Origin of the sequence: Candidatus Pelagibacter sp. Uisw_101, assembly GCF_047727615.1 — a bacterium.
GTDB lineage: Bacteria > Pseudomonadota > Alphaproteobacteria > Pelagibacterales > Pelagibacteraceae > Pelagibacter.
Genome location: NZ_CP159821.1, coordinates 321,195 through 345,993 on the forward strand (window position 1 = coordinate 321,195; position 24,799 = coordinate 345,993).

The 24,799-nt window shown below is 28.8% G+C and carries 25 protein-coding genes and 2 pseudogenes; 17 read left to right on the top strand and 10 right to left on the bottom strand.

Features of this window, described 5'->3' with window-relative positions; translation table 11 throughout:
• The first annotated feature begins 61 nt into the window (after positions 1 to 61).
• The 3 genes from ABXT48_RS01690 (at position 62) to ABXT48_RS01700 (ending at position 5,682) form a co-directional block, all read left to right on the top strand.
• The gene (locus ABXT48_RS01690) at positions 62 to 2,395 is read left to right on the top strand and encodes a penicillin-binding protein 1A (protein ID WP_415286759.1); all 2,334 of its coding nucleotides are present in this window, start codon (positions 62 to 64) and stop codon (positions 2,393 to 2,395) included.
• Positions 2,395 to 3,490 (top strand): peptide chain release factor 2 gene (gene prfB / locus ABXT48_RS01695; RefSeq protein WP_415303087.1). Its coding sequence is split into 2 segments (ribosomal slippage): positions 2,395 to 2,430 and positions 2,432 to 3,490, totalling 1,095 coding nucleotides; the frame shifts between segments, so codons are not numbered across the junction. The genes ABXT48_RS01690 and prfB overlap by 1 nt, the downstream gene beginning before the upstream one ends.
• Positions 3,490 to 5,682, top strand: coding sequence for a hypothetical protein (locus tag ABXT48_RS01700; protein WP_415286761.1), 2,193 nt, complete (start codon positions 3,490 to 3,492; stop codon positions 5,680 to 5,682). The genes prfB and ABXT48_RS01700 overlap by 1 nt, the downstream gene beginning before the upstream one ends.
• Here ABXT48_RS01700 and tyrS read toward each other — a convergent pair.
• The gene (tyrS, locus tag ABXT48_RS01705) at positions 5,679 to 6,908 is read right to left on the bottom strand and encodes a tyrosine--tRNA ligase (RefSeq protein ID WP_415286762.1); all 1,230 of its coding nucleotides are present in this window, start codon (positions 6,906 to 6,908) and stop codon (positions 5,679 to 5,681) included. The genes ABXT48_RS01700 and tyrS overlap by 4 nt on opposite strands.
• Positions 6,909 to 6,952: 44 nt before the next feature.
• On the opposite strand from tyrS, the gene ABXT48_RS01710 reads away from it, so the two are divergent.
• Complete coding sequence (locus ABXT48_RS01710; protein ID WP_415286763.1) at positions 6,953 to 8,080, top strand: anhydro-N-acetylmuramic acid kinase; 1,128 nt, start codon at positions 6,953 to 6,955, stop codon at positions 8,078 to 8,080.
• Positions 8,081 to 8,082: 2 nt separating this feature from the next.
• Here the strand turns inward: ABXT48_RS01710 and ABXT48_RS01715 are convergent, their stop codons facing one another.
• Positions 8,083 to 8,727, bottom strand: a complete 645-nt coding sequence (locus ABXT48_RS01715) for an alpha/beta hydrolase (protein ID WP_415272509.1) — start codon at positions 8,725 to 8,727, stop codon at positions 8,083 to 8,085.
• 148 nt (positions 8,728 to 8,875) lie between these two features.
• Between ABXT48_RS01715 and ABXT48_RS01720 the strand changes: the two are divergent.
• The 8 genes and pseudogenes from ABXT48_RS01720 to ABXT48_RS01755 all read left to right on the top strand — a co-directional run bounded on the left by ABXT48_RS01720 (position 8,876) and on the right by ABXT48_RS01755 (position 15,038).
• A pseudogene (locus ABXT48_RS01720) lies at positions 8,876 to 9,300 on the top strand (RrF2 family transcriptional regulator).
• A 1-nt stretch (position 9,301) separates the two neighbouring features.
• Positions 9,302 to 10,744, top strand: coding sequence for a Fe-S cluster assembly protein SufB (gene sufB / locus ABXT48_RS01725; protein ID WP_415286765.1), 1,443 nt, complete (start codon positions 9,302 to 9,304; stop codon positions 10,742 to 10,744).
• Positions 10,744 to 11,478, top strand: coding sequence for a Fe-S cluster assembly ATPase SufC (sufC, locus tag ABXT48_RS01730; protein WP_415286766.1), 735 nt, complete (start codon positions 10,744 to 10,746; stop codon positions 11,476 to 11,478). The genes sufB and sufC overlap by 1 nt, the downstream gene beginning before the upstream one ends.
• 3 nt (positions 11,479 to 11,481) lie before the next feature.
• A complete protein-coding gene (gene sufD / locus ABXT48_RS01735; RefSeq protein ID WP_415286767.1) occupies positions 11,482 to 12,723 on the top strand; it encodes a Fe-S cluster assembly protein SufD in 1,242 nt (413 codons plus the stop codon).
• Positions 12,720 to 13,937 (top strand): aminotransferase class V-fold PLP-dependent enzyme, encoded by a 1,218-nt coding sequence (locus ABXT48_RS01740; protein ID WP_415286768.1) that lies wholly within the window; start codon positions 12,720 to 12,722, stop codon positions 13,935 to 13,937. Before sufD ends, ABXT48_RS01740 begins: the two co-directional genes overlap by 4 nt.
• Complete coding sequence (gene sufU, locus ABXT48_RS01745) at positions 13,937 to 14,401, top strand: Fe-S cluster assembly sulfur transfer protein SufU (protein ID WP_415286769.1); 465 nt, start codon at positions 13,937 to 13,939, stop codon at positions 14,399 to 14,401. The genes ABXT48_RS01740 and sufU overlap by 1 nt, the downstream gene beginning before the upstream one ends.
• An 8-nt stretch (positions 14,402 to 14,409) precedes the next feature.
• Positions 14,410 to 14,706 carry an iron-sulfur cluster assembly protein gene (locus tag ABXT48_RS01750; protein WP_415278668.1) on the top strand — a complete coding sequence of 99 codons (297 nt, stop codon included), beginning with the start codon at positions 14,410 to 14,412 and terminating at the stop codon, positions 14,704 to 14,706.
• Positions 14,706 to 15,038, top strand: coding sequence for a HesB/IscA family protein (locus ABXT48_RS01755; RefSeq protein WP_415278669.1), 333 nt, complete (start codon positions 14,706 to 14,708; stop codon positions 15,036 to 15,038). Before ABXT48_RS01750 ends, ABXT48_RS01755 begins: the two co-directional genes overlap by 1 nt.
• A gap of 235 nt (positions 15,039 to 15,273) precedes the next feature.
• Here ABXT48_RS01755 and glnA read toward each other — a convergent pair whose 3' ends face one another.
• Complete coding sequence (gene glnA / locus ABXT48_RS01760) at positions 15,274 to 16,680, bottom strand: type I glutamate--ammonia ligase (protein ID WP_415278671.1); 1,407 nt, start codon at positions 16,678 to 16,680, stop codon at positions 15,274 to 15,276.
• Positions 16,681 to 16,826: 146 nt separating this feature from the next.
• Here glnA and ABXT48_RS01765 point away from each other — a divergent pair, with 146 nt between their 5' ends.
• Both ABXT48_RS01765 and ABXT48_RS01770 read left to right on the top strand, forming a co-directional pair.
• Entirely contained in the window at positions 16,827 to 17,306 is a 480-nt protein-coding gene (locus ABXT48_RS01765; protein WP_415286771.1) for a YbaK/EbsC family protein, read from the top strand.
• Positions 17,303 to 18,190: a DMT family transporter gene (locus tag ABXT48_RS01770; protein WP_415303088.1), complete on the top strand. Its 888-nt coding sequence runs from the start codon at positions 17,303 to 17,305 to the stop codon at positions 18,188 to 18,190. The genes ABXT48_RS01765 and ABXT48_RS01770 overlap by 4 nt, the downstream gene beginning before the upstream one ends.
• Before the next feature lie 17 nt (positions 18,191 to 18,207).
• Here the strand turns inward: ABXT48_RS01770 and ABXT48_RS01775 are convergent.
• Together ABXT48_RS01775 and ABXT48_RS01780 are read right to left on the bottom strand one after the other, a co-directional pair.
• Positions 18,208 to 18,802, bottom strand: a pseudogene (locus ABXT48_RS01775) (2OG-Fe(II) oxygenase family protein).
• A 22-nt stretch (positions 18,803 to 18,824) separates the two neighbouring features.
• Positions 18,825 to 19,571 (bottom strand): sulfite exporter TauE/SafE family protein, encoded by a 747-nt coding sequence (locus ABXT48_RS01780; protein ID WP_415303090.1) that lies wholly within the window; start codon positions 19,569 to 19,571, stop codon positions 18,825 to 18,827.
• Positions 19,572 to 19,589: 18 nt separating this feature from the next.
• On the opposite strand from ABXT48_RS01780, the gene ABXT48_RS01785 reads away from it, so the two are divergent.
• On the top strand, positions 19,590 to 20,090 hold the full coding sequence (locus tag ABXT48_RS01785; RefSeq protein ID WP_415286774.1) for a molybdenum cofactor synthesis domain-containing protein: 501 nt from the start codon (positions 19,590 to 19,592) through the stop codon (positions 20,088 to 20,090).
• On the opposite strand, the gene ABXT48_RS01790 is transcribed toward ABXT48_RS01785, so the two are convergent.
• Positions 20,091 to 20,336 (bottom strand): DUF1244 domain-containing protein, encoded by a 246-nt coding sequence (locus ABXT48_RS01790; RefSeq protein ID WP_415286775.1) that lies wholly within the window; start codon positions 20,334 to 20,336, stop codon positions 20,091 to 20,093.
• Positions 20,337 to 20,648: 312 nt separating this feature from the next.
• Here ABXT48_RS01790 and adh point away from each other — a divergent pair, with 312 nt between their 5' ends.
• Both adh and ABXT48_RS01800 read left to right on the top strand, forming a co-directional pair.
• Positions 20,649 to 22,199, top strand: a complete 1,551-nt coding sequence (gene adh / locus ABXT48_RS01795) for an aldehyde dehydrogenase (RefSeq protein WP_415287125.1) — start codon at positions 20,649 to 20,651, stop codon at positions 22,197 to 22,199.
• A gap of 46 nt (positions 22,200 to 22,245) precedes the next feature.
• Positions 22,246 to 22,593, top strand: coding sequence for a DUF779 domain-containing protein (locus ABXT48_RS01800; RefSeq protein WP_415286776.1), 348 nt, complete (start codon positions 22,246 to 22,248; stop codon positions 22,591 to 22,593).
• Here ABXT48_RS01800 and ABXT48_RS01805 read toward each other — a convergent pair.
• From ABXT48_RS01805 to ABXT48_RS01820, 4 genes are read right to left on the bottom strand one after another with little or no spacing between them, the layout of a single operon-like run.
• The gene (locus ABXT48_RS01805; protein WP_415286777.1) at positions 22,590 to 23,159 is read right to left on the bottom strand and encodes a sulfite oxidase heme-binding subunit YedZ; all 570 of its coding nucleotides are present in this window, start codon (positions 23,157 to 23,159) and stop codon (positions 22,590 to 22,592) included. The genes ABXT48_RS01800 and ABXT48_RS01805 overlap by 4 nt on opposite strands.
• A 25-nt stretch (positions 23,160 to 23,184) precedes the next feature.
• A complete protein-coding gene (gene msrP / locus ABXT48_RS01810; protein ID WP_415303092.1) occupies positions 23,185 to 24,090 on the bottom strand; it encodes a protein-methionine-sulfoxide reductase catalytic subunit MsrP in 906 nt (301 codons plus the stop codon).
• Positions 24,077 to 24,529, bottom strand: coding sequence for a molybdopterin synthase catalytic subunit (locus ABXT48_RS01815; protein ID WP_415303093.1), 453 nt, complete (start codon positions 24,527 to 24,529; stop codon positions 24,077 to 24,079). The genes msrP and ABXT48_RS01815 overlap by 14 nt, the downstream gene beginning before the upstream one ends.
• Entirely contained in the window at positions 24,529 to 24,798 is a 270-nt protein-coding gene (locus ABXT48_RS01820) for a molybdopterin biosynthesis protein MoeD (protein WP_415286780.1), read from the bottom strand. Before ABXT48_RS01820 ends, ABXT48_RS01815 begins: the two co-directional genes overlap by 1 nt.
• Position 24,799: the final 1 nt, after the last annotated feature.

Sequence of the window (24,799 nt, forward strand, 5' to 3'; positions counted from 1 at the left end):
TAAATTTAGTTTGAATTCTGGTGCCTTAACATTACCAAATTCTTATATATATTAAACTAAAATGCATCGAATAATTAAAAATATATTTATATTAGTTTTAAGTATTGGTCTATTATCTGCATTTTCAATATTAGCTGTTTTGTGGGCTTTTTCTAATAATTTACCAGATTATAAATTCCTTAAAAACTATAAACCATCAGTTTCTAGTAAAGTTTATTCAGGTGACGGCGAGCTAGTGAATGATTTTTCATCAGAAAAACGAATATTTGTACCCTATAAATCAATATCAGAAAAAGTGATTAACTCTTTCTTATCTGCAGAAGATAAAAATTTCTATTCACACCCTGGTGTAGATGCAAAAGGAGTATTAAGAGCAATAATTAATAATATTTCCAATGTAATTGCATCAAGAAGACTAGAGGGTGCATCAACTATAACCCAACAAGTAGCAAAAAATTTTTTATTAACAAATGAAGTAAGTTTAAATAGAAAAATTAAAGAGGCAATTCTTGCTTTTAGAATAGAAAGGGCTCTTTCAAAAGAAAGAATATTAGAACTATACTTAAATCAAATATATCTTGGTGAAGGTACTTATGGTGTTGCATCAGCCAGCTTAGAATATTTTGACAAATCAATTAGTGAATTAAATTATGAAGAGGCAGCTTTATTAGCGGCTCTACCAAAGGCCCCAAGTAGATATAATCCTTATAAAAATATTGAACTTGCAAAATTTAGAAGAGATTTAGTTATAAATAATTTATTTGAAAATAATTATATAAATAAAAAAAATCAAGAAGAGCTTTTGTCAAAAAAAATTATACTAAAAAAAAGAAAAAAAGTTTTTACAAAAGACACAAGTTATTATGTTGAAGATATTAGAAAAGATGTTGTTGAAAAGTTAGGATTTGATAAAGTTTATAAGCAAGGATTAAATATAAGCACACCTATTAATCTTCATTTACAAAAAATCGCTACAGAGTCATTGAGGCAGGGTCTCATTGAATATGATAAAAGAAAAGGTTGGCGTGGAGCATTGACTAATATCAAAAAATTAGAAAAATGGAATAAAAAAATAGATAAATTTAAGTTAGAAAAATCAATTAACTGGGACTTAGCAATAGTTAACAAGATAGATAAATTTTCAATAGAAATTGAAACAGAATATGAAAAAAAAGGAATTATTAAATATGAAAATATCTCATGGATCAAAAAAGATTTTAAAGAAATATTAAAAATTGGAGATGTTATTTATGTTGAAAATATTAACAAAAACATATTTGCCTTAAGACAGTTGCCAGTGGTTAATGGTGGTATCGTTGTTATGGATCCGTTTACTGGAAGGGTGTTAGCTTTAAGTGGTGGATTTAGTTTTAAAAAAAGTGAATTTAACAGAGCAACGCAGGCACTAAGACAACCAGGTTCTGCTTTTAAACCTTTTATTTATGCTTTAGCTCTTGAGAATGGATACACACCATCAACTTTAATTTTAGATGCACCATTAGTTTTAGAGCAAGGAACTGATTTAAAAATGTGGAAACCAGAAAACTATGGAAAAAAATTTTATGGACCATCAACACTGAGAATGGGATTAGAAAAATCTAGAAACTTGATGACAGTTAGAATTGCACAAGATCTTGGAATTAAAAAAATTATTAATTTTTCAAAAAAACTTGGAATATATGAAAATCCTAGTGAGCTTTTATCAATTTCATTAGGTTCTGCTGAGACAACGTTGTTAAAATTAACATCCGCATACTCTTCATTTGTTAATGGAGGAAAACTAGTTAAACCAATAATGATTGATAGAATTCAAGATAGTGAAGGTAATACAATATTTAATAATGAAATGAGAGAGTGTATAAATTGTGATCAAATATCTCACTTAAGTGACAATTATCCAAATATAGAAGACAAGTTTGAGCAAATATTTTCTCCAGAAACGGCATATCAAATGACCTCGATATTAGAGGGAACTGTTCAAAATGGAACAGGAAAAAATTTAAAAGATTTAAATTTAGACTTAGCTGGTAAAACTGGAACAACGAATGGAAATACAGATACTTGGTTTGTTGGCTTTACCTCAAAATTGACAATAGGAGTTTATGTGGGTTCAGATAATCCAAAGTCACTTGGAAGAAATGAAACAGGTGCAAAAACAGCATTACCAATTTTTAAAAGCTTTGTTAAAAAAGCTGTAAAAAAAGAAGATGCAAGACCATTTAAAGTTGCAAAAAATATTTTAATGAAAGTTATTGATCCTGTTACAGGAAAAAAAGCTGAAATTGGAACAAGAAGAACAATCATTGAAGCCTATAAAGATGCAAAAGTGGAAAGTTTATTGAATCAAGATATTAATAATAGATTAAAAAATAATAATATATTAAGGTTCTATTAATGGATAATGAATATTTAAATTACAAATCTGAAATAGAGAAAATTAATCAAAGAGTTAAGGAGTACCTTTGAAACAAATAGTATTCATAAAAAATTACAAAAGAATAACCAAAAAATACTAGAATCTAATTTCTGGCAAGATAAATCAAATTCACAAAAAGTTATTAAAGAAAAAAAATTATATGAAGAATTGATAAATTCATATGAAAATTCATCCAAATCAATAATTGATCTAGATGAATTGAATGATCTTGCTTTAGAAGAAAAAAATCAGTCTGTCGTAAATGAAGTTCTAGAGAACATAAAAAATCTCAAAAAATTAGCTAAAAAAAATGAAACTAAATGTTTTTTATCAAATGAAACTGACAGTTTGGATTGTTATATAGAAATTCATGCTGGTGCTGGTGGAACAGAGAGCCAGGATTGGGCAGAAATGCTAAGAAGAATGTATCTAAAATGGTCAGATATTAAAAATTTTAAATCAGAATTAATTAGTGAACATAAAGGAGATGAAGCTGGCATAAAATCATCAACTATTAAAATTGAGGGTGATTATGTTTATGGATGGTTAAAAGCCGAGTCAGGAATTCATAGATTGGTTAGAATATCTCCTTTTGACTCTGGAGCTAGACGGCATACTAGTTTTGCTAGTATTTGGATTTATCCAGTAGTAGACGAAAATATTGAAATTGAGATAAATGAAAAAGATTTACGAATTGACACCTACAGATCAAGTGGAGCAGGAGGACAGCATGTAAATACCACTGACAGTGCAGTAAGAATTACTCATTTACCTTCTAAAATTGTTGTTCAATGTCAAAATGAAAGATCACAGCATAAAAATAAAGACACCTGCATGAATATGCTGAAGGCAAGACTATATGATTTTGAATTAAAGAAAAAAGAAAAAGAAAGCCAAACGATCGAGTCCTCTAAGTCAGAAATTGGTTGGGGTCATCAAATTAGATCTTATGTACTTCATCCATACAGAATGGTAAAAGATAACAGAACTAACTTTGAAAGCTCAAATCCAGATAAAATCTTAGATGGTGAGATTGATGATTTCTTAGAAAGTTCATTGTATAAAGTGAAATAATGAAAAGAATAATTAAAATTCTTATAATACTAACAATAACTGTTGCAGTCATTGTTATTTACTTAAGTACATATGGAATAAAGACTGAAAAATTTAATAATAAAATAAAAAAAAATGTTTCAAAAATTAATAAAAATATTAATCTTTCATTAAATGAGGTCAATTATTTATTAAAACCACTAAATTTCAGTATTAATATTTTAGCAAAAAACCCCAAAATATTATTTAAAGATAAAAGTCTAGATTTAAGTGATGTTACTAGCAATATATCATTAAAATCTTTTATAAATAATCAATTTTCTATTGATGATTTAAAAATTTCCACAAAAGAAATTCAAATTAAAGATCTAATTTCATTAATAAGAGCAGTCGAAGGGTCACCACAACTTTTTGTTTTAGACAACATAACTAAAGAGGGATTAATTTTTGCAAATATAAATCTTACGTTTGATTTAGATGGAGAAATAAAAAACAATTATCAAATTAATGGGGCTATTAAAAAAGCAAAATTTAATATTTTTAACCAGGTGAAAATTGATAATTTAAACCTTTCATTTAATATAAGTAAAAATCAATTAACATTAAGAAAAATAGAAACAAATCTTAATAGTGTAAAATTGAAATCACCCCTAATCAAAATTGAAAAAAAGAAAGATATTTTTTTCATTGATGGAAAAGTGGCAAATGATCAGCAAAATTTTGATATAAGTAAATTAGAACCTATACTTGGAGATTTACTGAGCACTATTGAGATAGAAAAAATTAACTTCAACTCTATAAATACCTTTTCTTTTAACTTAAATAAAAATTTAAAATTAAATGATTTAAAGCTTGAGACCAACATTAACCTAGAAAATTTTGAAATAGTTAAAAATCCTCTTAATTTAAAAGCTTTTTTACCCAATTATACAGAACAAGTTAAATTTGAAGATCATAAGGTTAAAATTAAATTGATAAAAAATATATTAGATATTAAAGGAGAAGGAGGTACCTACATTGGAGATGAGCTTGAACAATTATCTTATAGTATTATTAATGATGATGGAAAAATAACTTTTGATACAAAGCTTAATATTAAAAAAAATCCATTAATAATAAATTTTTTAGATTATAAGAAGAAAAAAGATGATAGTTCAGAAATTTTATTAAAAGGTATTTACAATAAAAATAAAGAATTAATATTCAAAAATATTTCTATAACAGAAAAAAATAATCAAATTTCAATTAAAGATTTATTATTAAGCGAAAATTTTAAGATTAAAGATTTAGGTCATGTTAAGCTTGATTATAGAAATAAGAATGACCTTCTTAACAAAATAGAATTAAAGAAAAACAAATCTAATTTTTCTATAAAAGGTAAAAGTTTTGATGCAACTCAGTTGATTAATAATAGTATGGATGATGATGAAAGTTCTACAATTTTTGAAAATTTTAATTCTAGATTTGATATTAAAATAGACACAGCTTATATAAACAAAAATGATTACACAAAAAACTTATCTGGAAACTTTACCTTTAAAGAAAATAAATTAGATAAATTAAATCTAGAGTCTACTTTTTCTAATAATAAAAAGATGAATTTATCCATTGAAACTAATAGGCAAAAAGAAACTATTACAAAGTTTGTTTCAAACTACCCAAAGCCTTTGATTAAAAGGTATAATTTCATAAAAGGATTTGAAGAAGGTTATATGGATTTTTATTCTATAAAAAAAGATGGTGTGTCAGACTCTGTATTAGTTATTGATAATTTTAAAGTTAAAGAAGTACCTGTTTTTGCTAAACTTTTAAGCCTAGCATCGCTTAAAGGAATTGCAGATCTTTTAACGGGTGAGGGAATAAGATTTACTGATTTTGAAATGAAATATTCAAGTCAAAAAGGTCTCACTACCATTGAAGAAATGTATGCAATTGGTCCCGCTATTTCTATATTAATGGATGGTTATATTTCATCTAAAAAATTGGTTAGCTTGAGAGGAACATTAGTTCCTGCAACAACTATAAATAGATCTATAGCTTCAATTCCATTATTAGGTAAAATATTGGTAGGTGATAAAACGGGTGAAGGTGTTTTTGGGGTAAGTTTTAAAATAAAAGGACCTCCAAAGAACTTATCTACAACGGTTAATCCAATTAAAACTTTAACACCTAGATTTATAACAAGAACATTAGAAAAAATTAAAAAGAACTAAATAAATTCAACTTTAATATGTTTTTTTTTACCAAGAGAAAGTTTAATTAAACTGTCTTTAAATAAATCTTCAGTAATTAAAAACTTTTCATCAGAAATAGCCTGACTATTTACTTTAATTCCATTTCCTTTAATTAATCTCCGAATTTCACTTTTCGAGTTTTCCAACTTAGATAAAATTACTAAATCTAGAATACTCATTTTATTGTTTAACATTTGCTTGTTAATTTGAATTGTTGGCAGGTTATCACCCAATGAATTTTCAGAAAATGTTTGTTTTGCTGTTTCTTGACATTTACTTGCTTCATCTTCACCATGCAACATAGATGTAGCTTTATTTGCAAGTAAAATTTTTAGTTCATTAATATTATCATTTTTAATTATTTCAATTTCATCAACATTAATATCTGTAAAAATTTTTAAAAACTTCAATACATCTCGATCATCAACATTTCTCCAAAATTGCCAGTAGTTATATGCTGAAAGAAATTTTTTATCTAACCAAACAGCACCAGATTCAGTTTTGCCCATCTTTGCACCTGATGATAGTGTAATGAGAGGTGTTGTTAAACCATAAACATGATTACTTGAATATCTTTTTATAAGATCAACTCCATTAACAATATTACCCCATTGATCTGAGCCACCAATTTGAAGCATACAATTTTCTTTTTTATTCAATTCTAAAAAATCATAAGCTTGCAAAATCATATAATTAAATTCCATATAGCTTAATGACTGTTCTCTTTCTAATCTAATTTTAACACTATCAAAACTTAACATTTTATTGATTGTAAAATGTTTCCCCACATCTCTTAGAAAAGAAATATAATTTAAATTTTTAAGCCAAGTATAATTATTAACAAATATAGGTTTTGTTTTTGGGTCTTTATCATCTAAAAAATTTTTTAGAATTTTTTCAATATTATTTATATTCTTTTCAATCTCTTCTTCAGATAAAATTGTTCTAGTTTTATCTTTACCAGATGGATCACCTATTCTAGTAGTACCCCCTCCCAATAAAACTATTGGTTGGTGACCGTGTTTTTGTAACAATCTAAGACACATAATTTGGAGCAAGCTTCCAACATGAAGACTTTCAGCCGTACAATCAAAACCTATGTAAGCTCTGATTTTTTCTTTATCTAATAGTTGAGACAGATTTTCTTCTCCAGTACACTGGTAAAAGAAACCTCGATCTTTAAATTCTTTTAAAAATTTATTCATAAATATGCTATCTAGAATATACAATATTTACTTAAAAAATAAGAATGGAAAAATTTTATACTTCTTTAGGGTTAATGAGCGGAACATCTATGGACGGTGTTGATGCATCAGTTATTAAGTCTGACGGTGAAAATAACTATGAACCTATATTTAGCAAATATTTTGAATATGATGAGGTAATTTATTCAGACTTACTAAATCTAAGGGATAAAATAAATTCAATAAAAGATATCACTACTAATTCTTATCAAATTAAAGAGCTTGAGAGAAAAATCACATTATTTCACGCCAAAATTAGTAAAGAAACTATAAAGAGCTCTGGAATAGATGTAGATTTAGTTGGTTTCCATGGTCAAACAATTTTTCATAATGCTCAGGAAAAAATATCAAAACAAATTGGAGACGGTAATTTACTATCAAGTCTTTTAAAAAAAGACGTAGTTTACAACTTTAGAGAAAATGACGTTCTTAATGGGGGTCAAGGCGCACCATTAGCCCCAATCTTTCATAACTTACTTGTAAACCAGAATCAAATTGAGAAACCTGCTTGTGTTTTAAACGTAGGAGGTATTGCAAATATTACCCTTGTTGTCTCAAAAAATAATGAAGACTTAATAAGCTTTGATGTTGGTCCAGGTAATTGTCTCTTAGACGAGTGGGTTAGAAGACACACACAAATGAAATATGATGAAAATGGAAAAGCTTCAAAAACTGGAAAAACAAGTGAAGTTATTCTAAATCAAGCAATTGATAATTTTGATAATATAAGTAATCAAAAAAAACTTTCATTTGATATAAAGGATTTTGATTTAAGTTTTGTGAAAGGTCTCTCATATGAGGATGGCTTATCTACATTAGTAGATTTTACTGCAATAATAATTTATCAATCAATTTTAAAGTCAATAAAAATTAAAGAAAATGAAAAATTATTAATAATAGTTTGTGGTGGTGGAAGAAAAAACCTTTCTTTAATGAAAAGTATAAAAAAAAGACTGCCAAAAAATATCTCTTTAAAAATAATTGATGATTATAAAATTGATGGAGATTTTATCGAGTCTCAGGCTTTTGCCTATCTTGCTATTAGATCTGTACTTAAAAAAGAAATTTCATTCCCTAACACTACGGGTGTTCTAAAACCTTCAATAGGTGGAGTTTTAGTTAAAAACTATTAAGACTAAAATAAAGCAGATTCTTTTTTGATATATTTATCTAAGCTTTTTACCAATACATCTTCTGTTTTAGTAAAAAAATGATTAGCATCATTTATAGCTTGAAAGTTAACTTTAATACCTTTTTGTGCGCTTAATCTTTTATCTAAATCAGTAATATGTTCCAAGGGAACCAACTCATCTTTTTTACCATAAATCATTAAACCTGAAGTAGGGCATGGAGATAAAAATGAAAAGTCATATACGTTTGGCTGTGGTGATATTGCGATAAATCTATTTATTTCTGGTCTTCTCATTAATAATTGCATTGCTATTAGTGATCCAAAAGAAAATCCTGAAACCCAACATTGTGAATTGTCAAAATTTTCACGTTCTAACCAATCTAGGGCTGCAGCTGCATCAGCAAGTTCTCCTTGACCATTATCAAATTCACCATCACTTTTTCCGACACCTCTAAAGTTCACCCTGCATACAGAAAATCCATTTTCCATAAAAGTATGAAATGTATCAACTACAACTTTATTATTCATTGTTCCTCCATATTGAGGATGAGGTTGCAATACTAGTGCTATTGGTGATGTAATTTTTTCACTTTTATAATACTTGGCTTCCATTCTTCCGGCAGGTCCAGGTATAAAAACTTCTACTATTTTATTATCCATAAATGATATTGATTATTATTCTCAAAAAAAAATACACTTATCATAACTAAGCGACAATATGTTATCTTTTTTACATATTGTATACTTGACTAATTTAGTCAAGATTGTATAAAAAGCCTTCTTAAATAAGGGTAAAATGAAATTAACATCAAAAGGTAGATATGCAGTAATGGCATTAGCTGATCTCGCTAAGTTTAATAGCGTTAATCCAGTATCTTTAAGAGATATATCGTTAAGACAAGGAATTTCCTTAGATTTTTTAGAACAAATTTTTTCTAAATTAAAAAAATACAATATTGTGAAAAGCATTAGAGGAACTAATGGTGGTTATATCTTAAACAAAGAACCAGAAGAAATTAAATTAGCAAATATACTTAGTGCTGTAGATGAAGAAGTTAAAACTGTTCAATGTAAAAAAAATCTAAAAAAGGATGTAACAGCAAGACAACAAAGTGCATTACTCATAATTTGTGGGATGAACTTGAGATACATATCAATAATTTTTTTGAAAAAAAAAACTTAAAAGATCTTATTAACAATTCTTCAGAAAGTAGAAATTAAAATGGACGCAAGAGAAAAGGAAATAGAAAAATTAAAAGACTATAAATATGGTTTTTCAACAGATATTGAAAACACTCGAGCTCCTAAAGGTTTAAATGAAGAGGTAATTAAGTTTATCTCGAATATTAAAAAAGAACCACAATGGATGCTTGATTGGAGACTAAAAGCATTTGAAAGACTAAAACAATTAAAAGAACCAAATTGGCAAAAACCTAAATATCCTAAAATAGATTATCAAGATCTTTATTATTATTCAGCACCAAAAAGTATGGACGATAAGCCAAAAAGTTTAGACGAATTAGATCCAAAATTACTAGAGACTTACAGCAAACTTGGAATACCCCTGCAAGAACAAGCAAGACTTAATGGAATTGCAGTTGATGCTGTATTTGATTCTGTTTCTGTTGCAACAACATTCAAAGGTGAGTTAAATAAAAAAGGAATTATTTTTTGCTCTATGTCAGAAGCGATACGAGAACACCCTGAATTAGTAAAAAAATACTTAGGTTCTGTAATTCCATTATCAGATCATTACTTTGCAACACTTAACTCAGCAGTCTTTACTGATGGGTCATTCGTTTATATTCCTGAAGGTGTAAGATGTCCGATGGAACTCTCTACTTATTTTAGAATTAATGCTACAGAAACAGGTCAATTTGAAAGAACTTTGATCATTGCTGATAAAGGAAGTTATGTAAGTTATTTAGAAGGGTGTACTGCGCCAATGAGAGATGAAAATCAATTGCATGCTGCTAATGTAGAGTTAGTTGCGCTAGATGATGCTGAAATAAAATACTCAACTGTACAAAATTGGTACCCTGGAGATAAAGATGGTGTAGGAGGTATTTATAATTTTGTAACTAAAAGAGGTTTGTGTAAGGGAAAAAATTCAAAAATATCTTGGACACAAGTTGAAACAGGATCTGCAATTACATGGAAATATCCAAGCTGCATATTGATGGGCGATAATTCTGTTGGAGAATTTTATTCAATAGCAATAACAAATAATCATCAAAAAGCAGACACAGGTACTAAAATGATTCATTTGGGTAAAAATACAAAAAGCAAAATAATATCAAAAGGTATTTCAGCTGGTTTTGCAGATAATACCTATAGAGGGTTGGTAGATATTGCAAAAAATGCTGACAATGCAAGGAATTTTACTCAATGCGATTCTCTTTTGATGGGTAACAAGTGTGGAGCACATACAGTTCCATACATAAAAAATAAAAATTCTAGCTCAAATATTGAACATGAAGCAACTACATCAAAAATTAGTGAAGAACAATTGTTCTATTGTAATCAAAGAGGTTTAAATCAAGAAGAAGCCGTTAGTTTAATTGTTAATGGTTTTTGCAAAGAGGTTCTACAACAATTACCAATGGAATTTGCTGTTGAAGCTCAAAAGTTAGTAGGAATTAGTTTAGAAGGGAGTGTTGGTTAATGTTAACAATTAAAGATCTTAAAGCAAATATTGATAATAAAGAAATTTTAAAAGGGTTAAATTTAGAAATTAAACCAGGAGAAGTACACGCAATTATGGGTCCCAATGGATCTGGAAAAAGCACTCTATCAAATGTTCTTTCAGGAAAAAAAGGCTACACAGTAACTGGTGAAGTAAAGTATTTTAATGAAAATCTTTTAGATTTAGAGATTGAAGAAAGAGCTCATAAAGGAATATTTTTAGCATTCCAATATCCATTGGAAATACCAGGAGTTAATACCAATATATTCTTAAAAACATCTCTAAATGCAATTAAAAAAGCTAAAGGTGAAAAAGAATTAGATGCCATTGAATTCTTAAAATTAGTTAAACAAAAAGCAGGAGAATTAAAATTTGATGAAAAAATATTAAGTAGACAATTAAACGTAGGTTTTTCTGGTGGAGAAAAGAAAAAAAATGAAATACTTCAAATGTCTATATTAAATCCTAAGCTGTCTATTCTAGACGAAACAGATTCTGGACTTGATATTGATGCTTTAAAAATAGTTTCAGAAGGTGTTAATGCATTAAGAAGTAAAGAAAGTTCTTTTTTAATTATTACTCATTATCAAAGATTATTAGAATATATAAAACCAGATTTTGTGCATGTTTTAATTAATGGACAAATAGTTAAATCGGGTGGGTCAGAACTTGCATTAGAACTTGAAAAAAAAGGATACGAAAGTTTAAGTTAGATTATGGAACAACTAAAAGTAGATTTTAATAAAGTCATAGAAAGTTTAAAACTTTCAGAGAAAAGTATAAATTCTAGAAAAGAAAACCTTAATCAATTTGTAGAGAATGGTTTTCCAAATAAAAGAGTGGAAGATTGGAAATTTTCAGATTTGAATCAGATAATTTCTTCTAATATTGAAAATTTACGCTTCCATACTGACTTTGAAACAAGTGAGATTGATGAAGCTACCTTTATTGATAAATTTGCACACAATAAGATAATTTTTCTTAACGGAGTAATTTCAAAAGTTGATTTTAGCTCTGAAGATGACACTAAAGTTTTGATAACAAGAGATTTAAATCAAAATGAAAATTCTAAAGAAGTTAATTCATTGGTTTCATTGAACAATGCTCTCATTGCCAGTTATATCAGAGTAACGGTTAAAGAGAACTATTCAATGAATGAGCCATTAATTATATACAATATTACAACCAAAGAACTTAAATCAACAGCGATCAATTTGAAAACAGACATTGTTCTCGAAAAAAATAGTAGTTTGAAACTTATAGATTTGTTTGATGATAGTTCTGAAAATAATTTTATAAATATAGCTCAAAATTTTGATATTGCACAAGATGCTATTCTTAAAAATTATAAGATTGATCATAAAAAAAATTCTAATATTAAATACTCTTATAATAATATTAATTTAGAAAAAAATAGTATTTCAGAAAACTTTATTTTTTCGACTGGGTCTAAATTTATAAAAAATGAAATTAATTGTAATTTAAATGATGAGTACAGCTCAGCATTTATTAATGGAATAATAAATTTAACAAACTCACAACATCATGAAATCAAAACTAATATTAATCATCTAGCTGAAAATACAAAAAGCTATCAATTAATTAAAAGTGTTTTAAATGAAAATGCAAAAGGTATTTATCAAGGTAAAATTTATGTAGACTCAAAAGCCCAAAAAACAAATGGGTATCAACTTAGTAAAGCTCTATTATTAAGTGAGAATACTGAATTTGATGGAAAACCAGAACTTGAGATCTATGCTGATGATGTAAAATGTTCTCATGGAGCAACATCTGGTAATTTAGATGAAGATGCAATATTTTACTTGATGTCTCGTGGTTTGAGTAATCAGCAATCAAAAGAATTATTAATTAAAGGATTTTTACTTGATGCAGTAGAAAAAATTACAGATATAGAAATTAAAGATTTAATTAAAAATATGATAGGAATTATAGAATGAGTATATCAGATATAAAAAAAGAATTTCCAATATTTAGTAACAAGATTCATAATAATGATCTTGTTTATCTTGATAGTGCTAACTCATCTCAAAAACCACAATCAGTAATTGATAGAGTAAACGAGTTTTATACTAATGAATTTTCAAATACAGGCAGAAGTGTTCATTACTTAGCTGTGGCAGCAACTAATCTTTATGAAAATACACGATCTTCTGTTCAAAAATATATTAATGCTAAAGATAAAAATGAAATTGTATTTACTAAAGGTGCCACTGAAGCAATTAACCTTGTGGCTAATACTTTTGGCCAAAAATATTTAGAACATGGAGACGAAATTCTTATAACTGAACTTGAGCATCACTCTAATTATGTGCCATGGCATTTTTTAAGACAATCAAAAGGGATTAAGATTGAATTTGCAGAAATTAATGATGATGGCGAAATTACACTCGAAAGTATTGAAAAAAAAATAAATTCAAAAACAAAATTAATTGCTATTACTCATTTATCTAATGTGACTGGAGCTGTTTTGCCAGTTAAAGAGATAACAGAATTAGCTCACTCAAAAGGTATCGCAGTTTTAGTTGATGGTTGTCAGGGTGCACCACATTTAAAGTTAGATATGCAAGATATTGACTGTGATTTTTATGCTATTTCATGTCATAAAATGTATGGACCAACTGGTCTTGGAGTGCTTTATGCTAAAAAAAAATGGTTAGAACAATTACCTCCTTATCAAGGTGGTGGCGGTATGATTAATGACGTTAAAAAAGACAGTATTACTTATGGTGATTTACCAAACAAGTATGAAGCAGGAACAATGGCAACAGCACAAGTTATCGCTTTTGATCAATCTATAAAGTTTCTAGAAAAAGTTGGAATAGAAAGTATGATCAAACATGAACAAGAATTAATTGAATATGGACAAGAAATCTTAAAAAGAAACAATTCTGTTAAGTTAATAGGTAATCCTAAAAATAGAGCTGCAGTTTTATCTTTTACAATTGAAGGCGTACATCCACACGACATAGCCACTATATTAGATGAAGATGGTGTTGCTATAAGAGCCGGACACCATTGCTGTCAAATCTTACATGATAAATTAGGAATTTCAGCAAGCGCACGTGCTTCATTGGGTGTTTATAATACAAAGGAAGATCTAGACCAACTTAATAGCTCAATAAATAACTGTAAAAAAATTTTTAATTTATAATGAATATTAAAGAACTTTATCAAGAAATTATTTTAGAACATGGAAAAAATCCACGCAATCTAAGAAAGACAGAAAATTTTAACAAAGATGCAAAAGGTAATAACCCTTTATGTGGTGATAATGTTCATATATTTCTAAAATTGGATGAAGACAAAAAAGTACAAGATGTTTCATTTGAGGGAAGTGGCTGTGCAATTTCAATGGCATCAGCATCAATCATGACTGATTTAATGAAGGGAAAAGAAGAAGCTCAAGTCAAAGAAATTGTAAATGATTTTTTGGGTATGATTAAAGAAAACCCCGATTTAAAATCAAAAAATTTACAGGAAGATGAAAAAACTAAGTTAATGTGCTTATCTGGAGTAAAACAATATCCAATGAGAGTAAAATGTGCAACATTATCGTGGCACACTTTAATTTCTGCAATTGACAAAACTCAAGAAGATATCAATACTGAAAACTAGATAAAATTATGGATTTAAGAGAACAAGTAATAGCTGAAATTAGAAAAATTTATGATCCTGAGATACCGGTTAATATTTATGAATTAGGTTTGATTTATGACGTTAAGGTAAAAGAGGATAAAGCTAAAATTATAATGACTTTAACTACACCCAATTGTCCTGTCGCTGAAAGCTTACCTCAAGAGGTTAAAGATAGCGCAATGCAAGTGGAAGGTATTAAAGAAGTTGATCTTGATTTAGTTTTTGAACCACCTTGGGAAAAGTCAATGATGTCAGAGGCAGCTAAATTGGAATTAAATTTATAATGAATCCAATAATTAAATTAAGTGATAATGCTGCAAGTCGTATTAAAGAAATTATGTCTGGAATTGAATCAAGCTCAATTGGTGTCAGGGTTGCAGTTAAATCTGGTGGTTGTGCAGGAATGTCATATGTTATGGAATATGCTAAAGAAGTTAATCCTACAGATGAGATTATCGAAGATAAGGGTGTAAAAGTATTTGTTGATGCAGGAGCTGTAATGTATCTGCTCGGAACTGAGATGGATTATAAAAAAGAGGAGTTTTCTTCATCATTTGTGTTCAATAATCCTAATGAATCTGAGCGTTGTGGCTGTGGAGAATCTTTTAAAGTCTAATATAACAAATACGCATATCAGTATTGCAATTTATGCATATCTAGGGTATTTAATGTGTATGAATAAATTTGAATTTAAAAATCTTGTTAAATCATTAGAAAAATCATTAAAAGAAAAAAAATTCTTCAGAACTTCTTCGAACGGAAGTAAATACTGGTGCTAATGGCACACAGGATTATGTTGTTAAAAAGGGAATTAACAAAGATAAAATCGCAACTACTAGACAGTAATAATTTTAGCTACTGTAATACATTTCAAACTCAACAGGATGAGGTGCATGTTCAAATCTATGTATCTCTTCAAATTTTAATGCAATGTAAGCATCAATTTGATCATCAGTAAATACACCGCCTTCAGTTAAAAAATCTCTATCCTTATCTAAACTTTCCATAGCTTCTCTTAGGGAGCCACAAACAGTTGGGATATTTCTAACCTCTTCAGGAGGTAAGTCATAAAGATCTTTATCAAAAGATTCACCTGGATGAATTTTATTTTTAATACCATCTAAACCAGCCATAAGCATAGCAGCAAAAGTTAAGTAAGGGTTTCCTGATGCATCAGGAAATCTTATCTCACATCTAGCACCATTTTTATTTAAACTAATCGGTATTCTACAAGATGCAGATCTATTTCTTGCAGAGTAAGCTAACAGTACAGGTGCTTCAAATCCTGGTATTAATCTTTTATAACTATTTGTTGTAGAGTTTGAAAAAGCATTAATAGCTTTTGCATGTTTTAAAATACCACCAATATAATGCAATGCTATCTCTGATAATCCAGCATAAGCTTCACCAGAAAAAACGGGTTTATCATTTTTCCAAATTGATTGATGAATATGCATTCCAGAACCATTGTCACCAGCAACAGGTTTAGGCATAAACGTTGCTGTTTTTCCGAATGAATGAGAAACCATTTGAACTACATATTTATAAAGCTGAACATTATCTGCTGTTTCAACCAAAGTTCCAAAAACCATACCTAGCTCATGTTGACTTGGAGCAACTTCATGGTGATGTTTTTCAACTTTAACACCTACTTCTTTTAAACTTTTTAAATATTCACCTCTCATATCTTGTTCACTATCAACTGGAGGTACTGGGAAATATCCACCTTTAACTGGAGGTCTATGACCCATATTTCCATTGGCATATATGGTTCCAGAATTATAAGGACCTTCTTTGCTGTCTATTATAAAACCAGTATTATTTGGATCGTTATTAATTCTAACATCGTCAAAAACAAAAAATTCGGGTTCTGGACCAAAAAATGCTTTATCACCAACTCCAGATTTTTTTAAATACTCTTCTGCTTTTTTCGCTGTTCCTCTTGGGTCTCTTTCGTAAGGAGATTTTTTAACTGCATCTAAAATGTCACAAAAAAGTATTAAAGTATTATGAGAAGTAAAAGGATCCATAACAAGTCTTGATGTATCAGGTTTTAAAATCATATCTGACTCGTTGATAGCCTTCCACCCAGCTATGGATGAACCGTCAAAAAATACACCCTCATTAAGCATTTCTTCGTCAACAATCGTATGGTCCATAGTTAAATGTTGAAGTTTTCCTCTAGGGTCAGTAAATCTTAAATCAATAAATTCAACTTCTTTATCTTTAATAAATTTTAATACATTACTAGCAGTCATAGTTTCTCCCTTTTTAAATTTTGTAGCTCATTATTAACAAATCTTTTTAAAATAATATTGCTTGATTAATAAATATCTCCTATGCGCTTTTTACATATGAATTACAACATTATTTGCTAAATTAGCAATCAATTGTTAGTTGAAATATGAGCTTATTAGACAAAGAACCAGTTAAAAGAGTGGAAAAATTTCTTAAAGGTTTTGACCAATCTTTGGAAGTTATCGTACTTGAGAATTCAGCCAGAACAGCAAAAGATGCAGCAATAGCTTTAGGTTGTGATGTGGGTGCAATTGCTAAGAGCTTATTATTTAAAACTGGGGATAATTTTACCTTGTGTTTAGTAGCAGGTGACAAGAGATGTTCATTAAATAAATTAAAAAAAATTAAGAAAATAAAAGATATCTCTATGGCTTCTCCAGAAGAAGTTAAAACTCAAACTGGCTATACAATAGGTGGTGTTTCACCAGTAGGTCATTTAAATAAGCTAGAAATTTTTATAGATAAATCTTTACAAAGGTTTAATGAACTGTTTGCTGCAGCTGGACATCCAAACTGCGTTTTTAAGATTAATTTTAAAAATATTCAAAAAATTACAAATGGAAAAGTTGAAGATATAATTGAATGAGACAGCCTAAATTAATTGACTATACTTTATTAGTAATTTTATCTTTAATATGGGCTTCAGCTTTTTTTAATATAAAAATTGCAACAGAATCCTTTGGTCCTATTACAATTGCTTTCTTAAGAGTTTTTTTTGGATCAATTCCGGTACTATTATTATGTTTTTATAAAAAAATTAAAATAGAAGCTTTTTCAAAAGATTGGTATTGGTTTGCTATAATTGGATTTGTAAATTTAGTACTACCATTTTTTTTAATTGCCTACGGTGTAAAATTGGTTCAAAGTAACTTAGCAGCAATATTAATGTCAACTACACCATTAAGCTCAACTGTATTAGGACATTTTTTTACTAAAAATGAAAAATTTGACTTTATTAAAACATTTGGAATATTAATTGGTTTTTCAGGAATAGTTTATTTATTTTCAGACAATTTTTTAATTAATGATAATAATTTTTTCTCTGCATTAATGATTTTACTTGGGTCAACTTGTTATGTCATAGGTGGAGTTTTAACTCTTAAAATCAGTGATAAAAAAAATGAGAATGTAACAGGCTCAATATTAATCTGGGCTATAATAATTTTGATACCCTTAGTTTCTTTTATAGAAAAACCTTGGGAAACTACACCCTCAATAGTGTCAAGTATTTCTGTAGTTTATCTTGGTTTAGTATCAACAGGTTTAGCATGGCTTCTTAGATTTAGAATTTTAAAGAACAATGGACTAATATTTCAGTCTCAAGTTTCTTATTTAATACCTATTTTTGGAATTATATTAAGTTATATATTTTTAGATGAATTAATTACTGATAAAGTTTTAACTTCACTATTAGCGGTTTTAGTTGGGCTTTATTTTGTAAAAAAAGCAGGAAGTAAAAAGACTACTTAAGTTTAGTGATTAGTAAATTATTTCTTAAATAATATTTTAGCGTTAAAAGAAAAAGACCTTCTCTCACCATCTACGTTAAATGGGTATGCAGTATGCATCAAATAATTTGGAAAAATCAATAGATCCCCTAATTTAGGGTTTAAATTATAGATACTTTTACTCAAAAAGTGTTTGCCCATTAATAAAATCAATAGTTCCATTAGTTTTAAACTTTTTATTTTTAACAAGTTTATTTTGATTCATATTTTTTGGGATTCTAAGATAGCCAACTCCTGACAATTGTCCCTCATGATAATGGATAGGATTATATTCATTTTTTAATTGCCTAACTACCCATAGATTAATTATTCTAATTTCTTTAATTTTTTTTACATCAGACTTATCAAGATAAATTTTGATATTATTTATTAACTCTTTAGACAAACTTTTATTAACTAATGTTTTAGGTATCCTGATTTCATTTTTAATTTGACTTGCCAGTTTTGAGCTATAATTATTTTCTTTAGATAATTGAGACTTATCAATGTGATTATTTAATATAGTAATAATTTTTTTAGATAACTTGCTTTTTCCTATAGTTGGCCTAAAAGCCCTAAATTTTTCATATTTTATCTATAATAATTTAATACTTGTTTTATGCAAACAACTTCAGTCCCATTCGAATAGCAACAAATATGACAAGTGCCGATGTTACTAGAGCTAATATTCTTGCAGGAAAAATTTTAAGATTCAAAAAGTTTCCTAATTGACCGCCTAATAAAACAAATAGAAATAACGGCCAATAATCATAAATCTCTTTTATTGTTGATGTTTTTGTAAATTGACCAGCAAGTCCCGATAAAGAATTAATTAATATGAACAATGATGCTGCTGTTGCTATATTTTTTGCTTTGTCCACTCTAATTAATAACAATATAGGGCTTAAAAAAATACCACCACCAATTCCAACTATACCAGACACAAATCCAATAGATGCACCAATTAATAGTGATAACATTTTTGGTATCTTTTTATAAACTTCAATTTTTTGATCAAAAGATTGAAATTTTATGAGAAGTAGAGCTCCTGCTAGTGTCAAGACGACAAAAAGTAAAATTTCAAAAACTTCTTTATCTATAGATAAAGATCCACCTATGAATGCAAGTGGAACAGATGAAATTAAGTATGGGGTAAGGATCTTAAGATTGATATTTCCAGCTTTAATATAGTTAATACAATTTCCTGATACGACAATAATATTACAAAAGAGAGCAATTACAGGAAAGATTAAGTAAGGAACATCCCAGATTAATAGAAGAGCAAGATAGGTAGACCCACCACCAAATCCAACACTTGAATATAAAGTTGCTGTTAGAAGAAATAAAAATGATAATATAATCATAATAATTATTTTAAATTTATGATTGTAAATATAGCACTTTTAACTGTTACGGACACCAGAACTTTTGAGAATGATAAGTCTGGTGCGATCTTAGTAAAAAAAATAGAAGAGGCTAAACATAAATTAATAGATAGAAAAATTTGCAAAGATAACAAAGAAGACATTATTATAATCCTTAAAGATTGGATTAATCAATCCAAAATAGATGTTATTATTACAACAGGTGGCACTGGACTTACGGGTCGAGATATTACACCGGAGGCAGTGAACGAGATTGCTGATAAGCATATCCCAGGTTTTGGTGAGGTGTTTAGAACAATTAGTTTAAAAACGGTTGGTACATCTGCTATTCAATCTAGAGCTTGTGCTGTGTTAGCTAATGGCAAGTATGTGTTTGCTTTACCAGGATCTTCAGGTGGGGTCACGGATGCTTGGGAAGGAATTTTAAAACATCAGTTAGACATAAATCATAAACCTTGTAATTTTGTAGAGCTGTTTCCAAGACTTAAAGAAAAATAATTATTTTTGATATTTTTCTTTCCACTCAGGATAAGGCATTCCATAGACATGTTCTCGTGCATCTAAATCTGAAATTTCAATACCTTTTTTGTCTGCTTCTTCGCGATACCATTTTGATAAACAGTTTCTACAAAAACCAGCAAGGTTCATGATATCTATATTTTGAACATCTTTTCTTTCATCTAAATGCTTAAGAAGCCTTTCGAAAGTAGCAGATTGCAATTCTTTTTTTGTATTTTCATTCATAGTCAAATTATTAGACACATTTTAATTAAGCACAAGATGTAGGCTGTATTCAATCTTAAGTAGAAAATTAATAATATAATTAATGGATATTAATATCAATTTTTGTTTAGTTAAGGAATGGCTATTAAAAAGAAAAAAACAGCCAAAAAATCTAAACGTAAGGCCAAAAAAAAAATTAAGAAAAACTTGGTTAAGCGATTACCTAAAAATATTAAAAAAGTTAAGAAGAAAAAAGGTGTGACTAAAAAGAAGTTACTTAAGCCAATAAAAAAAAATAAGCTTAAGAATATTAATAAGAGAGAGAGGATAAAAATGAGTACAGAAACAGTAAAAGGTGGACGATCTCCAATGTTAGATACGTCTCACTTAAAAGTTAAATTTCCATTTAAAGAACAATATGGAAATTTTATAGGTGGTAAATTCGTTAAACCAAAATCAGGAAAATATTTTGATAACGTAAGCCCAATCAATAATGAAGTTATATGTTCCGTTCCAAGATCTGATGCACAAGATGTTGAGGCAGCACTTGACGCGGCACACGCAGCTTTTCCTACTTGGGGTGTTACATCAATAACGGAAAGATCAAATATTTTACTTAAAATAGCTGATGTTATTGAAAAAAATCTAGAACTATTAGCAACTGCTGAATGTTTAGATAATGGAAAGCCCATTAGAGAATGTATGGCAGCTGACTTACCATTAGTTGTTGACCATTGGAGATATTTTGCTGGAGTTATTAGAGCAGAAGAGGGGTCAGTTTCAGAGATAAGCAATAGTGAATATTCTTATCATATCCCTGAACCACTTGGTGTAGTTGCACAAATTATACCTTGGAACTTCCCATTATTAATGGCAACATGGAAACTTGCACCAGCTTTGGCTGCAGGAAATTGTGTAATCTTAAAACCAGCTGAACAAACACCAGCATCTATCTTACTTTTAATGGAATTAATTGGAGACCTGTTACCTCCTGGAGTTCTTAATGTTGTAAGTGGATTTGGTTTAGAAGCAGGAAAACCTTTAGCGTCATCTAAAAGAATTAGAAAGATTGCTTTTACAGGTGAGACTACAACTGGACGTTTGATCATGCAATACGCGGCGCAAAACTTAATTCCAATAACTTTAGAATTAGGTGGAAAATCTCCAAATGTTTTCTTTGAAGATGTCATGGATCAAGATGATGACTTCTTTGATAAATGTCTTGAAGGTTTCACAATGTTTGCTCTCAATCAGGGTGAAGTTTGTACTTGTCCTAGTAGAGTATTAGTTCAAGAATCTATCTATGATAAATTTATGGAAAGAGCAATTGCTAGAACAAAAGCCATCGTCCAAGATAACCCTTTAAAAATGGAAACCATGATTGGTGCTCAAGTATCATTGGAGCAAATGGAAAAAATAAAATCTTACTTAGATTTAGGTAAGAAAGAGGGAGCTAAAGTTCTATGTGGAGGTGAAGTTGCCAACTTAAACAGTGGTTTGGAAAAAGGAAATTATATCCAACCTACTATTTTTGAAGGTGATAACTCTATGAGAATATTCCAAGAAGAAATTTTTGGTCCAGTTGTATCAGTTACTAAATTTAAAGATGAAGCTCATGCATTAGAAATTGCTAATGACACACTTTATGGTTTAGGTGCTGGTGTTTGGACTAGAAATGGAAATGTTGCTTATAGAATGGGAAGGGGTATCCAGGCAGGAAGAGTTTGGACAAACTGTTATCATGCTTATCCAGCTCATGCTGCTTTTGGAGGTTACAAGCAATCTGGAATCGGTAGAGAAACTCATAAAATGATGCTTAATCATTATAGACAAGTGAAGAACTTACACGTGTCTTATAGTGAGAAAAAATTAGGTTTCTTTTAACAGATATATTATTCTGGCCCGTAAAATATACGGGCCATATAAAACTATGAAAGTATCAGCAACAAATTTAGCATTAGAATTAATTGAAGATTTAAAGAAAGATCATGGTGAAGAGCTTTTATTTCATCAATCAGGTGGTTGTTGTGATGGCAGTGCTCCAATGTGTTATCCTGTTAAAGAATTTTTAATAAGTGATGATGATGTATTGGTTGGAAAAATTGGAGGTATCCCTTTCTACATAAGTGAAACTCAGCACACAGCCTGGAAAAATACAGATTTAATCATTGATTGTATTAAAGGAATGGGTGGAATGTTCTCTCTAGATAATGGTACTGGAAGGAGATTTCTAACAAGGTCAGAAATTTGCGTACCTGAAAAAAGTCAACCTAATTAATTAAATTTCATTCTAATTCTTAGCGTAAGTAAAATTACTATAATAATAAGATAAATTAAAGGCTCTGCCGTAACTACTTTGACTAACCACAAGTAGTGAGTAATTCCTAATAAAGAAATTATATAAATAAGTTTGTGTAGTTTTTTCCATTTATCTCTTAACAACCTTATCATTCGTTGAGATGAAGTAAGAGCAAGTGGCACTAATAAAAGCCAAGCTAAAAATCCAGCAAATATAAATTTTTTTTTAACAATATCATCACTAATACTAGACCAATCAAAGCGATAATCTATTCCTACATATGTCATCATATGTGCTGATGCATAAAAAAAGACAAACAAGCCAAACATTCTTCTATAGCTAATCCAAAAATTTAATTTAGTAAATTTTTGTAGAGGAGTCATTGCAAGAGTTATTATAATAAAACGAAGAGTCCAATTACCAGTTACATGTGTAATTTCTTTTACAGGTTCAGGACCTAACTGGTTAAAGATAATTTGATAAAAAATAATTAATATTGGCAGTAAAGATAAAAAGAAAATCGGTATTTTTATATATTTATGCATTTTTTATAAAAATAATTTTATGTATTTAAAAGTTTTTCTTTAAATCCATACCTGAATATAAATTTGCAACTTCATCACCGTACCCATTAAACATTTCAGTTTCAATTCTAGGAGACAAAATACCTTCACCTATGACACGTTCTGTTGCTTGAGACCATCTTGGATGTGAAACATTTGGATTAACATTTGAGTAAAACCCATATTCTCTCGGGGACGATCTCATCCAGGATGACGTAGGCATATTTTCAACTAATTTTATTTTAACAATTGCTTTTGCACTTTTAAAACCATATTTCCAAGGAACAAAAATTCTTAATGGAGCTCCATTTTGGTTAGGCAATGCCTTTCCATAAAGGCCAGTAACAACTGTTGTTATAGGATGCATAGCCTCGTCAATTCTTAATCCTTCTTTGTAAGGCCAATTTAAAACTGGATATCTCTGGCCTTTCATCTGTTCAGGGTCATAAACACTTTCAAATTCAACAAATTTAGCAGTATTTTTGATAGATACTTTGCTAAGTAATTTACTTAGAGAAAATCCCATCCAAGGAATAACCATAGACCAACCCTCAACACACCTAAGCTTGTAAATTCTTTCTTCGGAAGGAAACAAAGAAATTATTTCTTCAGCTGAAAGTGTAATTGGATTGTCTACTTCACCTTCAATAGTAACACTCCACGGTTTAGTAACAAATTCTTGTGAATTTTTGAAAGGATCACCTTTTCCAGTCCCAAACTCATAATAATTGTTGTATCTTGTTATATCCTCATATGATGTTAGTTCATTTTTATTTTGTGAATAAGCATTGTTTAAAAATGGTATGCTACTTAAGGATAACGAACCTACACTTAAGCCAATAGATTTAATAAACTTTCTTCTTTTATTGTATATTTGTTCAGGTGTTATTTCTGAATATTTATATTTTTTCATATTTAATAGGATTACCTTTTAACCACTCGCTTTGTTCATTTTTATAGTGTTCTTTTTTCCATATAGGAGATCTTTTTTTAATTTCTTCAATAATATATCTAGATAATACATAGGTTTCATCTCTATGTTTGCAAGCAACTGCAATAATTATACTTGTTTCACCAAGTCCAACATAACCTTTAACATGTTCAATAAATACTGCTTTATCGATAATTTTTAATTTTACAGTGGTTTCTTTGTAAATTTCATCAAAGCTTTTTAATACTAATTTATCATGACTATCATAAGTTATTCCAACAACTTCTTTATTTTCATTAATATTTCTAACCGTACCATTAAAAATAATGGATGCACCATATGATGAAGATTTTATAAATGCTTCTGCTATAGAAGTTTTTATTTTATCTTTTTCAATGTCTATAATTTTTGTATGTAGCATCAACCACCACCTATCGGAGGTATTATTCCAATTTTTTGATCTTTTATAATCTTAAAGTCATCACTAACAATATTATTATCTTCAGAGCAAAAAACAGAGTTTTTTACAATTTTAATAAAATTTTCATTACCCTTAAAGTTTTTATCTAAATAATTAATTACTTCTTTCCTAAAATCTTTAATTTCAATCTTTTGTTTAATGTCAAATTCTAAGAATTCTTTATTACTAAAATCTCTACTTGCTCCAAATAGTTCAAGCTTAATTTTCATG